Annotated in this window: 12 protein-coding genes; 4 read left to right on the forward strand and 8 right to left on the reverse strand. The window is 67.4% G+C overall.

The window, feature by feature from the left end; translation table 11 throughout:
• Window positions 1–51 precede the first annotated feature (51 nt).
• The 3 genes from hemF to ACTJLF_RS02045 are packed head-to-tail and all read right to left on the reverse strand — an operon-like array spanning window position 52 to window position 3048.
• A complete protein-coding gene (hemF, locus tag ACTJLF_RS02035) occupies window positions 52–969 on the reverse strand; it encodes an oxygen-dependent coproporphyrinogen oxidase (RefSeq protein WP_132750899.1) in 918 nt (305 codons plus the stop codon).
• Window positions 969–2267, reverse strand: a complete 1299-nt coding sequence (purD, locus tag ACTJLF_RS02040; protein ID WP_019652867.1) for a phosphoribosylamine--glycine ligase — start codon at window positions 2265–2267, stop codon at window positions 969–971. The genes hemF and purD overlap by 1 nt, the downstream gene beginning before the upstream one ends.
• A gap of 55 nt (window positions 2268–2322) precedes the next feature.
• Window positions 2323–3048, reverse strand: coding sequence for a YebC/PmpR family DNA-binding transcriptional regulator (locus ACTJLF_RS02045; protein ID WP_440882395.1), 726 nt, complete (start codon window positions 3046–3048; stop codon window positions 2323–2325).
• Window positions 3049–3273: 225 nt separating this feature from the next.
• On the opposite strand from ACTJLF_RS02045, the gene ACTJLF_RS02050 reads away from it, so the two are divergent.
• Genes ACTJLF_RS02050 through ACTJLF_RS02060 form a run of 3 tightly spaced genes read left to right on the forward strand, consistent with a single transcriptional unit; the run spans window position 3274 to window position 5840 of the window.
• Window positions 3274–4260 (forward strand): Rid family hydrolase, encoded by a 987-nt coding sequence (locus tag ACTJLF_RS02050; protein WP_440882396.1) that lies wholly within the window; start codon window positions 3274–3276, stop codon window positions 4258–4260.
• A 39-nt stretch (window positions 4261–4299) separates the two neighbouring features.
• The gene (locus ACTJLF_RS02055; protein WP_019652870.1) at window positions 4300–5097 is read left to right on the forward strand and encodes a lysophospholipid acyltransferase family protein; all 798 of its coding nucleotides are present in this window, start codon (window positions 4300–4302) and stop codon (window positions 5095–5097) included.
• On the forward strand, window positions 5064–5840 hold the full coding sequence (locus ACTJLF_RS02060; protein WP_132799030.1) for a glycosyltransferase family 2 protein: 777 nt from the start codon (window positions 5064–5066) through the stop codon (window positions 5838–5840). The genes ACTJLF_RS02055 and ACTJLF_RS02060 overlap by 34 nt, the downstream gene beginning before the upstream one ends.
• A 46-nt stretch (window positions 5841–5886) precedes the next feature.
• Here the strand turns inward: ACTJLF_RS02060 and ACTJLF_RS02065 are convergent, their stop codons facing one another.
• The 3 genes from ACTJLF_RS02065 to macA are packed head-to-tail and all read right to left on the reverse strand — an operon-like array spanning window position 5887 to window position 10431.
• Complete coding sequence (locus ACTJLF_RS02065) at window positions 5887–7251, reverse strand: efflux transporter outer membrane subunit (protein WP_440882428.1); 1365 nt, start codon at window positions 7249–7251, stop codon at window positions 5887–5889.
• A gap of 22 nt (window positions 7252–7273) precedes the next feature.
• Complete coding sequence (gene macB / locus ACTJLF_RS02070) at window positions 7274–9262, reverse strand: macrolide ABC transporter ATP-binding protein/permease MacB (RefSeq protein ID WP_440882397.1); 1989 nt, start codon at window positions 9260–9262, stop codon at window positions 7274–7276.
• Window positions 9259–10431 (reverse strand): macrolide transporter subunit MacA, encoded by a 1173-nt coding sequence (gene macA / locus ACTJLF_RS02075; protein WP_019652874.1) that lies wholly within the window; start codon window positions 10429–10431, stop codon window positions 9259–9261. Before macA ends, macB begins: the two co-directional genes overlap by 4 nt.
• Window positions 10432–10795: 364 nt before the next feature.
• Between macA and ACTJLF_RS02080 the strand changes: the two genes are divergently transcribed.
• A complete protein-coding gene (locus tag ACTJLF_RS02080; protein WP_132799038.1) occupies window positions 10796–11146 on the forward strand; it encodes a hypothetical protein in 351 nt (116 codons plus the stop codon).
• A 61-nt stretch (window positions 11147–11207) separates the two neighbouring features.
• Here ACTJLF_RS02080 and ACTJLF_RS02085 read toward each other — a convergent pair whose 3' ends face one another.
• Window positions 11208–11711, reverse strand: a complete 504-nt coding sequence (locus tag ACTJLF_RS02085) for a disulfide bond formation protein B (RefSeq protein WP_019652876.1) — start codon at window positions 11709–11711, stop codon at window positions 11208–11210.
• Window positions 11708–12805 carry a sulfate/molybdate ABC transporter ATP-binding protein gene (locus ACTJLF_RS02090; protein ID WP_126181674.1) on the reverse strand — a complete coding sequence of 366 codons (1098 nt, stop codon included), beginning with the start codon at window positions 12803–12805 and terminating at the stop codon, window positions 11708–11710. The genes ACTJLF_RS02085 and ACTJLF_RS02090 overlap by 4 nt, the downstream gene beginning before the upstream one ends.
• Between the last annotated feature and the right edge of the window lie 15 nt (window positions 12806–12820).

A 12820-nucleotide genomic window follows, 5' to 3' on the forward strand; every position in this document is an offset into this window, starting at 1 on the left:
TTCGCGAAACCGGGAGCACCGGTATCGCGCGCTGCAAGGCGGGCCTTTGGGTCATATCCAGTCTCGTCGGACGATGAAGTCGCTGTAGAGCGCGGCTTCGGGACTGCCCGGCTCGGGCTGCTGCTGGTAGGACCAACTCGCCAGCGGCGGCATCGACAGAAGGATCGATTCCGTGCGCCCGCCCGACTGGAGGCCGAAGTGCGTGCCGCGGTCCCAAACGAGGTTGAATTCCACATACCGCCCGCGCCGGTAGAGCTGGAAGTTGCGCTCGCGCTCGGTGTACGGCGTGCCGCGGCGGCGCTCGACGATCGGCAGGTAGGCCTGCAGGAAGCCGTCGCCCACCGAGCGGATCATCGCGAAGCCGTTCTCGAAGCCGCCTTCGGAGAAATCGTCGAAGAAGATGCCGCCGACGCCGCGCTGCTCGCCGCGGTGCTTGAGGAAGAAATACTCGTCGCACCAGGTTTTGAAGCGTGGGTACTTGTCGTCGCCGAATGCGGCGAGCGAATCGCGGCACACGGTGTGGAAGTGCACCGCGTCTTCCTCGAAGCCGTAGCAGGGCGTGAGGTCCATGCCGCCGCCAAACCAGCAGACCGGCTCCCGGCCTTCGGGAAGAGCGGCGAGCATGCGCACGTTCATGTGGACGATCGGCACGTACGGATTGCGCGGATGGAACACCAGCGACACACCCATCGCCTCGAAAGGCGCACCCGCCAGCTCAGGACGGTTCTGCGTGGCCGAAGGCGGCAGCTTCGGGCCGCGCACCTGCGAGAAGCCGCAACCCGCACGCTCGAAGAGCTCGCCGCCTTCGAGGATGCAGGTCAGGCCGCTGCCCTGCAGCGGCTCGTCGGGCGCCTTCTGCCAGGCATCGCGCACGCAGGTGCCGCCGTCGGCCCTTTCGACCGCAGCGACGATCGACTGCTGCAGCCCGCGCAGGTACTCGCCGACTGCCGCCGGGTTGGTTTGCTGCATCAGGAGCCGTGGGGGTTGCGCGCATGAACCGCGCGGAACCCGATGTCCTTGCGGTATTGCGCCCCATCGAACTTGACGCGCGCGGCGACCTCGTAGGCCCGCTGCTGCGCCTGCTTCACGCTGTCGGCGAGGACCGTCACGCACAGCACGCGGCCGCCGCTGGTCTTGAGCTCACCGTTGTCGAGCGTGGTGCCGGCGTGGAACACCACGGCGTCGGGCGCTTCGGCCGGAATGCCGGTGATGCGGTCTCCCTTGCGCGGCGAAAGCGGGTAGCCGTGCGCAGCCATGACCACGCCCAGCGCCACGCGGCGGTCCCACTGCAGCTCGACCTGGTCGAGCGTGCCGTCGGTGGCGTGCCAGAAGACCTCGAACAGGTCGGACTTGAGCCGCATCATGATCGGCTGCGTCTCGGGGTCGCCCATGCGGCAGTTGAACTCGAGCGTCTTCGGGTGGCCGGCAGCGTCGATCATGAGGCCGGCGTACAGGAAGCCGGTGTACGGGATGCCGTCCTTCTCCATGCCGCGGATGGTCGGCAGGATGATCTCGCGCATGGCGCGCGCATGCACCTCGGCCGTGACCACCGGCGCGGGCGAATACGCACCCATGCCGCCGGTGTTGGGGCCTTCGTCGTTGTCGAGCAGGCGCTTGTGGTCCTGGCTGGTGGCCAGCGCGGTCACGTTCTTGCCGTCGCACAGCACGATGAAGCTGGCTTCCTCGCCCTGCAGGAACTCCTCGATGACGACGCGCGCGCCGCCTTCGTTGTGCGAGACGCCGAACTTGTTGTCGACCAGCATGAAGTCGACCGCCTCGTGCGCTTCCTGCGCCGTCATGGCGACCACCACGCCCTTGCCGGCTGCCAGGCCGTCGGCCTTGACGACGATGGGAGCGCCCTTGGCGTCGATGTAGGCATGCGCGGCTGCGGCGTCGGTGAAGGCCTCGTACTCCGCCGTGGGGATCTTGTGGCGCTTCATGAAGGCCTTCGAGAAGGCCTTCGAGCTTTCGAGCTGCGCGGCAGCCTGCGTGGGGCCGAAGATGCGAAGCCCGTGCGCGCGGAACTCGTCGACGACGCCCGCTGCCAGCGGGGCCTCGGGGCCGACCACGGTCAGCGCGATCTTTTCCTTCAGGGCCCACTCGCGCAGCGCGGCGGGCTCGGTGATGTCGATGCAGTCGTAGCGCTCGTCGCTCGCGGTGCCGCCGTTGCCCGGCGCCACGTACACGCGGCTCACCCGGGAGGCCTGCGCCAGGCGCCATGCGAGAGCGTGTTCGCGGCCCCCTCCCCCAATTACCAGTACCTTCATTCGCGGGCCTTCATTTCTCGCTGTGATTCAACAAACATGCATCGGGCGCTCGTGTTCACTCGGACAGCGAGGCGTTGTGATAGAGGTCCTGCACGTCGTCCAGGTCTTCGAGTACGTCGAGCAGCTTCTGCATTCTTGCGGCGTCTTCGCCGGTGACCTCGACCATGTTCTCGGCGCGCATGGTGACTTCGGCAGCGTCGGGCTTCAGGCCGGCGGCTTCGAGCGCGTTCTTCACGGCCTCGAAGTCGGCCACGGAGGTGATCACCTCGATGGCGCCGTCGTCGTCGGTGACGACGTCTTCCGCGCCTGCCTCGAGCGCCACTTCCATCACCTTGTCCTCGCTCGTGCCCGGGGCGAAGATGATCTGGCCGCAGTGCTTGAACTGGAAGGCCACCGAGCCTTCGGTGCCCATGTTGCCGCCGTGCTTGGAGAACGCGTGACGAACTTCGGCCACGGTGCGCACCCGGTTGTCGGTCATGGTGTCGACGATGATCGCCGCGCCGCCGATGCCGTACCCTTCGTAACGAATCTCTTCGTAATTGACGCCTTCGAGGTTGCCGGTGGCCTTGTCGATGTTGCGCTTGATGGTGTCAATGGGCAGGTTGACCGCCTTGGCCTTTTCAACCGCCAGCCGCAGCCGGGGATTGCCGCTCAGGTCGGCGCCGCCGGCGCGGGCGGCCACCGTGATTTCTCTGATGGCGCGGGTCCAGAGCTTGCCCCGCTTCTCGTCCTGGCGGCCCTTGCGGTGCTGAATGTTCGCCCATTTGCTGTGTCCGGCCATGGCTTTCTATCTCGCTGTCCTGTGTTTCTGTGTCAATCCGAGCAGCCCCGAGTTTACTGTCCGGCGCACACAACGCCGGCTCCGCCCCCCGGAATTCGGGCCGGGGCTTTTGGTGATAATTGTTTAATGACGCCATCGCCTTCCGTCGGGCCCGGGAATCCCGACAACCCGTCGCAGCACGCCCCCTTACCGCAGCGCCACGAGCCTCATCTGCGCGTCGAGCGCATGTCGCTGGCAGCCAGCCTGGCGCTCGCGGACGACGGCGAGGCCCCTTTCGCAGCCCTCGGCTACGGCACGCCCCACGGCGTGGCCTGGATGCCCACGGTCAATGCGCGCGTGCTCTCGGACGGCGGCGCGATGGCCGACGTGTGGCACGCCAGCGGCGCGCAGATCGAGTCGGGCACCACCGGCATCGCTCGCTGGCGCACCGACGGGCACTGGCTGCTCGGCGCCATCGATCTCGACGAGTCCGCCGAGAAGCAGGGCCTGGCCGAACTCGCGCACCGCGCCTACCGCGACCTGTTCAAGACGCTCGACCAGGCCGGCACGCCGCACCTGCAGCGCATCTGGAACTACCTGCCGCAGATCAACGCCGACGGCGGTGGCCTGGAGCGCTACCGCCAGTTCAACCTGGGCCGGCAGGAAGCCTTCCTCGAAGCCGGACGCGCCGCCTTCGAGGGCGCACCGGCCGCCTGCGCACTGGGCATCCACCAGGGCGCGCTCTCGATCCGATTCCTGGCCGGCCAGTGCGCGCCGCTGCCGGTCGAGAACCCGCGGCAGGTCTCGGCCTACCGCTATCCCGAAACCTACGGTCCGCGTTCGCCGACCTTCTCGCGCGCCGCGCTGGCCGACATCGGTGGCGGCAGCATCGCCCTCTTCATTTCGGGCACCGCCAGCATCGTGGGACACGAGACCGTGCACCACGGCGACGTGCAGGAGCAGACGCGGGAAACGCTGCGCAACCTGCAGGCAGTGGTCGAGGCGGCCAACGCGCGCTGCAGCGCGAAGTTCTCTCTCTCCGCGCTCGATTCGGTGGTCTACGTGCGGCATCCGTCGGACACCGCCAGGGTGCGCGCCATCATCGAGGAAACGCTGGGTTCCGACGCGCCGATGGCCCGTCACGCCGTGTACCTCGAGGCGGACATCTGCCGCAGCGACCTGCTGGTCGAGATCGAGGCCCATGCCGTCGCCGCGGGGCAGTTGCGGGCCTGACCGGCTTTCGCCCGGCCGTTCCGCTCGATTGACCGATCAATGACCCGCGTGCTGAGATTTCTCGCATCGATCCCGCTCGCGCTGATGCTCTATGCGCTGCTGCTGTTCCTCGGCGTGATCTCGCTGGTCTGGAACATCTTCGCGATGCTCATCCATCCGGTGATGCCGGCGGCGCCCGCGCGCGCCCTGGGCCGCATGACCATCGCCTTCGCCTACCGCATGTTCTGGTGGCTGGCCTCGGTGACCGGCATGATGCGCATCGATGCCACCTGCCTCGACCCGATGAGCAAGGAGCCCGGCGTGATCTTCGTGGCCAACCACCCGACCATGCTCGACGCCCTGCTGCTGGTGGCGCGGCTGCCGCGCAGCGCCTGCATCATGAAGGCCGACCTGATGGGCAACATCTTCCTGGGCGCCGGCGCCCGGCTGGCGCGCTACATCAGCAACAAGTCGGCGCGCACGATGGTGCGCCTGGCGGTGAACGATCTGCGCAACGGCGGGCAGCTGGTGATCTTCCCCGAGGGCACGCGCACGGTGACGCCGCCGCTCAACCCCTTCCGCCCCGGCACCACGCTGATCGCCAAGCTGGCGCAGGCGCCCATTCAAACGGTGTTCATCGACACCGACTCGCCCTACCTCGCCAAGGGCTGGCCGCTGTGGCGCGTGCCGCCGCTGCCCATCGTCTTCACGCTGCGCCTGGGCAAGCGCTTCGCGCCCACGCAGGACAGCGACGTACTGCAGGCCGAACTCGAACAATACTTCCGACAAAACATGGAGCAGCGCGCCACCGACGCGTCCCCCGAATGCCAGACGCCTCGCGCACACACCTTGTCCTGATCCCCAGCTACAACACCGGCGAGCGGCTGTTCTCCACGGTCGCCGCCGCACGCGCGCAGTGGAACCCGGTGTGGGTGGTGATCGACGGCAGCGACGACGGCACCGGTGAGCGCCTGCAGCAGATGGCCGAGAGCGACCCGGGCCTGCGCGTGTGGGTTCTGCCGCAGAACCAGGGCAAGGGCTCCGCCGTGCTGCACGGCCTGCGCGCCGCCAAGGAGGCGGGCTTCACCCACGCGCTCACGATGGACTCCGACGGCCAGCACCCGGCCGACCTGATTCCCGCCTTCATGCAGGCCTCGCTGCGGCGCCCCGAGACCATGGTGCTCGGCCGCCCGGTGTTCGACGCCAGCGCACCGCTGCTGCGCGTGCGCGGGCGGCGCGTGTCGAACGGCTGGACGCAGCTCGAGACCCTGTTCGCGGGCGTCGGCGATTCGCTCTACGGCTTTCGCGTGTACCCGGTGGCCGACCTGATCGCGGTGATGGAGCGCCAGCCCTGGATGCGACGCTTCGACTTCGACACCGAGGCTGTCGTGCGGCTGGCATGGCGCGGCGTGAAGCCCGTCAACATCGACGCGCCGGTGAAGTACCTGACGGCCGAGGAAGGCGGCGTCTCGCATTTCCGCTACGGCCGCGACAACGTGCTGCTGACCTGGATGCACGCGCGGCTGATGGTCGAGTTCGTGCTGCGCCTGCCTTTGCTTCTGTTCCGCAAGCTGGCGAAGAAGCCGCCGTTCCAGGACTGATCGATGTCCTGTTCCCTCGCCCTCAGGGAGAGGGGGTCCGGTCTCGTCACGACCCCGTCGCTGCCCCGCCCAGCGCCTTGTAGAGCGTCATCGTCGCGTTGAGCTGGTTCAGCCGGTTCTGCGCCAGCGACACCTCCGCGGCACGGCGCCTGTCCTTGGCATCGAGCACCGGCTGCAGCGCGGTCGCGCCGGCGCGATAGCGCACCTCCGACAGTCGCTCGGCGCGTTGCGCCTCCTGCAGCGCAAGCGCCAGGCTTTCGCTTTCTGCGCGAAGTTGGGTGCGTGACGACAGCGCGTTCTCGACCTCGGAAAGCGCCGTGTAGAGCGACTGCCTGAAGCCCGCCACTGCTTCTTCGTACTGCGTCTGCGACACCGCTACCGTCAGCCGAGCCGTGTTCCATTGCAGGAAAGGCAGCGTCAGCCCCGCACCCAGCGTGGCCACCGGGTTCTTCAGCAGTTCGCCGAGCGCGGTGCTCGAGGTGCCCAGTACGCCCGTCAGGCTCAGCGCGGGATAGAAACCGGTGCGCGTGGCATCGACGTTCGCGAGCGCGCCGCGCAGGCGCTGCTCGGCGGCGCGAAGGTCGGGGCGACGGCCCAGCAGGCTCGCGGGCACGCCGGCATCGATGGCGGGCAACGCGATGTCGGGCAGCCGCGCAGGCTCCGGGGCCATCGGCTCGGGCAGCGGGTCGAACAGGATCGCCAGCGCGTTGCGCGCCTCCACCCGCTGCTGCAGCAGCTGGGTGTGGGCCGCTTCCTGGGTCGCGAGGTTCTGGCCGGCCTGCGCAACGTCCAGTCCCGACACCGCGCCGGCCGCGTACTTCACGCGTGCCAGCGCGAGGATGCGGCGGCCGTCTTCCATGCCCGCCTCGCTCAGTTCGATGCGCTGGTTCAGGTAGCCGATCTGCCAATAGAGGCCCGCCGTGGTGCCGACCAGTGACAGCGCCGCGGCCTCGCGGTCGGACTCGGTCGCCTTGAGTTCCCAGTCGGCAGCGCTGCGCAGTGCCGAGAGACGGCCCCACAGGTCGAGTTCGTAGCTCAGCGTCACCGCTGAACTCGAGGCCGAGCCGGCCACGCCGCCGCGCTTCAGGTCGTAGCTTCGGCTGGTGCTGGCCTGGCCCAGCACGTCGGGCGTGAGGTTCGTGTTCGCCAAACCCGCCTGAAGCTGCGCGCGCCGGACGCGGATGCCAGCCGCCGCCAGGTTGTTGTTGGTGCGAAGCGCGTCGTCGATGAGCCGGTCGAGCTGACGATCGCCGAAAGCCGTCCACCAGTCGGCAGACTGCACAACCATGGCACCGGTGGCCGCTGGCGAAATCGGCTGCTGCCAACGCTGCGGAACTTCGAGCGGCCGCTGCGCGCGCGGCTCGGGCTGGAACAGCGTGCAGCCGCCCAGGGCGAGCACCGCGACACCCATCAAGGCAGAGGAAAGACGAGCACTACTCACGAGCCAGCGCCTCGATGGGGTCCAGCCGCGCCGCGTTGCGCGCCGGCAGATAGCCGAACAGCACGCCGATCAGCGACGCGCACAGGAATGCCGAGACCACGGCGCCCATTGAAAAGATCATTTGCCACTGCTTGACGAAGAGCGAGAACAGAAAGCTGATGCCGTAAGAGAGCGTCACGCCGACCAGGCCGCCCACCAGGCACACGAGCACCGCCTCGGTCAGGAACTGCTGCAGCACGTCGCTCTGGCGCGCGCCCACCGCCATGCGGATGCCGATCTCACGCGTGCGCTCGGTCACCGACACCAGCATGATGTTCATCACGCCGATGCCGCCCACCACCAGCGAGATCACCGCGATGAGCGACAGCAGCAGCGTGAGCGACTGGCTGGTGCGCTCCGCCGTCTTGACGATGCTGTCCATGTTGAAGGTGAAGAAGTCCTTGGTGCCGTGGCGCATCGTGAGCAGCTTGACGATGCTGTCTTCCGCCGCCTTGGTCGGCTGGTCATCGCGGATGCGCACCGTGATGTTGTCGAAGTGCTGCTGCCCGAAGAGCCGGCTCGCGCCCGTGCTGTAGGGCAGCCAGATGTTGAGCGACTTGTTGCCGTCGCCGAACACCGTCTTCTTCTCCTGGGCCACGCCGATCACCGTGCATGGCAGGCTGCCCACCAGGATGATCTTGCCCACCGGCTCGGTGCCGTCGGCAAACAGCTTGCGCCGGGTGTTCTGGTCGATCACCACCACCTGCGACTGGTGGCGTACGTCGGAGGCTGTGAAGGCCGCGCCGCTGGCCATCTGCATGTCGCGCACGCGGAAGAAGCTGTCGCTCACGCCGTTCACCGTGCCGTTGATGTCGACGCTGCGGTAGCGCAGCCGCAGGCTGCGCGAAGTCACGGGCGTGACGCTGTGCACGTAGGGCTGGGCCGCGATGGCGTCGAGGTCGGAAGGTATGAGCGTGCGGATGCTCGTGGCCTTGTCGTCGCCGAAGTCGCGGCCCGGGTACACGTCGAGCGTATTGGTGCCTATGGCGCGGATGTCCGACAGCACGTAGCGCTTGGCGCCCTCCCCGATAGCCACGATCGACACCACCGAGGTGATGCCGATGACGATGCCCAGCATGGTGAGCGCCGTGCGCATGCGGTGCGCCATCATCGAACGCCAGGCCATGCGGAATGCTTCGGCGAAGCGGGCCCAGCCGGTGCTGAAGCGGGCGATGCCCAACCGGGGCTTCGCCATCGCCTTGGGGGCCGCGACGTCTGCTTGCGCAGCCGCTTGAGCTGGCGCCGCCACCGTCGGCACATTGGGCCGATCGCCCACGATCACGCCGTCGGCGATCTCGATGATGCGCTCGGTGCAGCTCGCCACCTGCATGTCGTGCGTCACGATGATGATCGTGTGGCCCTGCGCATGCAGCTCGCGCAGGATGCCGATCACCTCCTGTCCGCTGCGGCTGTCGAGCGCACCGGTCGGCTCGTCCGCCAGGATCACCTGTCCGCCGTTCATGAGCGCGCGCGCGATGCTCACGCGCTGCTGCTGGCCGCCCGAGAGCTGGCTTGGCCGGTGTTCGGTGCGGTCGCCCAGGCCCAGCCGCGCGAGCAACTGGCGCGCGCGCGAGTCGCGCGCCTGGCCGTCGGTGCCGGCGTAGACGGCGGGCACCTCGACGTTGCCGGTGGCCGTCAGGTGCTGCATCAGGTGGTAGCGCTGGAAGATGAAACCGAAGTGCTCTCGGCGCAGTTCGGCCAGCGCGTCGCTGTCGAGCGTGCCCACGTCCTGGCCCGAGACGGTGTAGGTGCCTGTGCTCGGCCGATCGAGGCAGCCGAGGATGTTCATCAGCGTCGACTTGCCGGAGCCCGAGGCGCCGACGATGGCCAGCATCTCGCCGCTTCCGATGTCGAGGTTCACGTCCTTCAGCACCTGCACCTCCTGCTCACCCGAGGGAAAGCTGCGGCCGATGCCGCGCAGGCTGAGCAGCGGCTGCGTCATTGAGGCTTGCCCCGGCCGCCGCCGTCACCGCCCCCGCCGCCCTCGCCGCGCTCCAGCACGGCAGAGGCGTCGCCGGTGATGACGTTGTCGCCCTCCTTCAGCCCTTCGAGCACCTGCGCCTGGAAGTTGTTGGAGATGCCGACGCGCACCTTGCGCGTTTCCACGGTCTGGTCGGCCTTGAGCACGCGCACCTCCTGGCGGCCGTCCTTGTCGCGCGCACCCAGCGCCGTGAGCGGCACCGTCAGCGCCTGCTTGGCCTCGCCCAGAAGGATGGCCACCTGCGCCGTCATGTCCACGCGCAGCGTGCGGTCGGGGTTGGGCACGTCGAACAGCGCATTGAAGAAGACGGCGTTGTTGATCTTCTCGGGCGAAGGCTGCACCGCGCGCAGCGTGCCGTGGTAGCGCTTGTCCGGGTCGCCGAGGATGGTGAAGTACACCGGCTGGCCAGGCTTCACGCGCACCACGTCGGCCTCGGACACCTGCGCCTTCACGGTCATGGTCGAGAGGTCGGCCAGCTTCATCAGCGTGGGCACCTGGAAGGCGGCGACCACGGTCTGGCCTTCGAGCGTGTTGATGGAGACGACGTCGCCGTCGATGGGCGCGACGATGCGCGTGTACGAGAGGTTCTGCTGCGCCGAGGCCACGGCCAGCTTCTGCTGGCGGATCTGCGCCTCGAGCGACACCGCGTCGGCACGCAATGCGCGCAATTCGGCGTCGGCGCTTTCCATGTCCTGCTTCGCGGCCGCGTCCTGCGCGAGCATTTCCTGCTGGCGCGTCCAGGTGAGCTGGGCCTGCTTGACGCGCACCTCCTTGGCCAGCTTCTGCGCCAGCAGGTTGTCGAGCCTGGCCTGCTCCTGCGCCAGGGTGTTCTGCGAGATGACGGGGTCGATCTCGGCGAGCCAGTCGCCCTTCTTCACCGTTTGCCCGAGCACCACCTTGAGCGACTTGAGCTGGCCGCTCACCTGCGCACCCACCTCGACCTGCTTGAGCGCCTGCAGCACGCCCGTGGCGAGCACCGCGTTCTCGAGGTCGGAGCGCTGCACCGTCGCAGTGAGGTATTCGTTCTTCTTCGCCGGTCGAAGCCATGAAGAGGCAATGACGAGCAGCACGATCAAAACGGCGATGCCGATGAGGTATTTGCGCGATCGCCGGGGCGGATTATTGGGCATGCAAAAGAAAAGGAATGGGAAGGCGCCGGGAGCCGATTGTTTTACTGGAAGAATTCAGCACCGATAAAGAAGTTCCAGGAAAGCTCCGCGGTTTTCGCATGATCCTAGCCGCCTTTGCTGAAGAACTTTTAAAGCCCCGCGCGGTGCATTGACACCATCCTCTTACAAGCGAGCGCACAGTGGTGCGGGCCTCCAGCGCGCTCGTGACTTTATGCACTGTGTGCCCGCGAATTGGACTCCTACATTCGCAATCGGGTGGTGCATTGCACGCCGCCCGACACAGCAGATGCCATGGTCCGCGAATATCCTTTTTTTCGCGGCCGGGGCATCTTTTTTCCGACACATTCAATTAAGGGAAACGACCATGAAATTCAAACAGTCGAAAACGCTGCTGCGCAATGCAGCTCTGGGTGGTGCAATTGCAACGCTGCTGGCTTTCAGCGGCGCAGCGAGCGCGGCACACATGCCGCAGGACAGCGACGCGCTGCAGACGGCGGGCGTCATCGCCAGCGTCGGAGCGCCTGCGTCGAAGCTCAAGGCGGAAGAAGTGTCGGCCCGGGAAGACCTGCTGAGCCTTGTCGCCCCCGCCGCCAAGCCCGAAAGGGCTCAGCCCGTGAATACCGCTTTGGTCGAGAGCTGCGCGAGCCGCTGGTACTGGCGCAGCCTGCTGGAAGAAATGGCCTGCGGCTTCTCAGGCCAAGGCTGGTTCAACTGAGCCTCGCGGCGTGAAAAAGCCGCCCTCCAAGGGGCGGCTTCCGGAGGCCTGAAGAAGACGCTCAGCGTGCGCGACGCGAACGCACCAGCAGCGTGATCAGCAGCAGCGACAGAACCACGAACGCGATGAACGACCAGTTCGCCAGCGTCAGTCCGAACAGCGACCAGTCGACCTTCGAACAGTCGCCACCGCCGCGGAAGATCATCGGCAGCGCGCGCTTCAGCGGAAAGGTCTCGATCATCCCGTAGAGATCGCGGCCGCAGCTCACGACTTCGGGCGGATACCACTGCAGCCAGCTCTGCGAGGCCGCCGTATAGGCACCGCCCAGCGCGGCCAGCAGCGCCAGCACACCGCCCACGACCCGCAGCCCCACGTTGCGGAACACCCCGGCCAGCCCGGTGAACAGCGCCACCAGCACCAGCGCGTAACGCTGCACGATGCACATCGGACAAGGTTCGAGCCCGACCACGTGCTGCAGGTAGAGCCCGAAGGCCAGCATCAGGACACAGGCAAGGCAGATCAAGCCGAACGCGCGGCGCGGCGCGCCGAAGTACCAATCGATCAAGGAGATACCCAATCTTCTTCTACGAACACTCTGGCCTTGCGCGGATTGGCGACGACGGTGTCGCCCTCCTTCAAGCCCAGATCGCGGAACTGTTGCGCAGGGAGTTGCGCTTCGATGATGGTTCCGGAGCCCGGATTATCTGGATTCGATTCCGTGGGCTCAAGTTCCAGCCGCGCGATGGGTCCGACGACGATCGCGCGCGACAGCGTGGCGACGATGCCCGAGGCGCCGCTCGCGTAGGGTGTCACGTCGATGTCATGCGGACGCACGTATGCACGCGCCTTGGCGTCGCGCGCGCCGCTGTGTTCCGGAGATTCGAGGCGCATGCCCTGGAGCTGCACCGCGCCGTTGTCGGCGCGGCCGTGGAACAGGTTCACGTCGCCCAGGAAGCCGTAGACGAACGGGCTCGCGGGCTGGTCCCACACCTCCTGCGGCGAGCCCACCTGTTCGATCTGCCCCTTGTTGATGACCACCACGCGGTCGGCCACCTCGAGCGCCTCTTCCTGGTCGTGCGTGACGAAGATGGAGGTGACGTGCAGCTCGTCGTGCAGCCGGCGCAGCCAGCGCCGCAGTTCCTTGCGCACCTTGGCGTCGAGCGCGCCGAAGGGTTCGTCCAGCAGCAGCACCTTCGGCTCCACCGCCAGCGCACGGGCCAGCGCGATGCGCTGGCGCTGGCCGCCGGAGAGCTGCGAGGGATAGCGGTCGGCCAGCCAGTCGAGCTGCACCAGCTTGAGCAGGTCGGTCACCTTGGCCTTGATCTGCGCGTCGCTCGGGCGCTCCTTGCGCGGCTTCACGCGCAGGCCGAAGGCCACGTTCTCGAACACGGTCATATGGCGGAACAGCGCGTAGTGCTGGAACACGAAGCCCACCTGCCGCTCGCGCACGTGCACGTCGGTGGTGTCCTCGCCCGAGAACAGGATGCTGCCCGTGTCGGCCGTCTCCAGCCCCGCGATGATGCGCAGCAGCGTGGTCTTGCCGCAGCCCGAAGGGCCGAGCAGAGCGACCAGCTCGCCCGAATCGACGTCGAGGCTCACGTCGCGCAGCGCGCGGAAGTCGCCGAACTGCTTGCTGATGTTGCGGATTTCGATGCTCATGATTTCTTCTCTCTC

Source organism: Variovorax sp. 22077, assembly GCF_052044195.1.
GTDB classification, from domain to species: domain Bacteria; phylum Pseudomonadota; class Gammaproteobacteria; order Burkholderiales; family Burkholderiaceae_C; genus Variovorax; species Variovorax atrisoli.

Coding starts and splice junctions, on each gene's coding strand:
- ACTJLF_RS02055 (WP_019652870.1), top strand. CDS start 4,300: ATGACCCGCGTGCTGAGATTTCTCGCATCGATCCCGCTCGCGCTGATG.
- purD (WP_019652867.1), bottom strand. CDS start 2,267: ATGAAGGTACTGGTAATTGGGGGAGGGGGCCGCGAACACGCTCTCGCA.
- macA (WP_019652874.1), bottom strand. CDS start 10,431: ATGCCCAATAATCCGCCCCGGCGATCGCGCAAATACCTCATCGGCATC.
- ACTJLF_RS02080 (WP_132799038.1), top strand. CDS start 10,796: ATGAAATTCAAACAGTCGAAAACGCTGCTGCGCAATGCAGCTCTGGGT.
- ACTJLF_RS02065 (WP_440882428.1), bottom strand. CDS start 7,251: ATGGGTGTCGCGGTGCTCGCCCTGGGCGGCTGCACGCTGTTCCAGCCC.
- hemF (WP_132750899.1), bottom strand. CDS start 969: ATGCAGCAAACCAACCCGGCGGCAGTCGGCGAGTACCTGCGCGGGCTG.
- ACTJLF_RS02060 (WP_132799030.1), top strand. CDS start 5,064: ATGCCAGACGCCTCGCGCACACACCTTGTCCTGATCCCCAGCTACAAC.
- ACTJLF_RS02090 (WP_126181674.1), bottom strand. CDS start 12,805: ATGAGCATCGAAATCCGCAACATCAGCAAGCAGTTCGGCGACTTCCGC.
- ACTJLF_RS02045 (WP_440882395.1), bottom strand. CDS start 3,048: ATGGCCGGACACAGCAAATGGGCGAACATTCAGCACCGCAAGGGCCGC.
- ACTJLF_RS02050 (WP_440882396.1), top strand. CDS start 3,274: ATGTCGCTGGCAGCCAGCCTGGCGCTCGCGGACGACGGCGAGGCCCCT.
- macB (WP_440882397.1), bottom strand. CDS start 9,262: ATGACGCAGCCGCTGCTCAGCCTGCGCGGCATCGGCCGCAGCTTTCCC.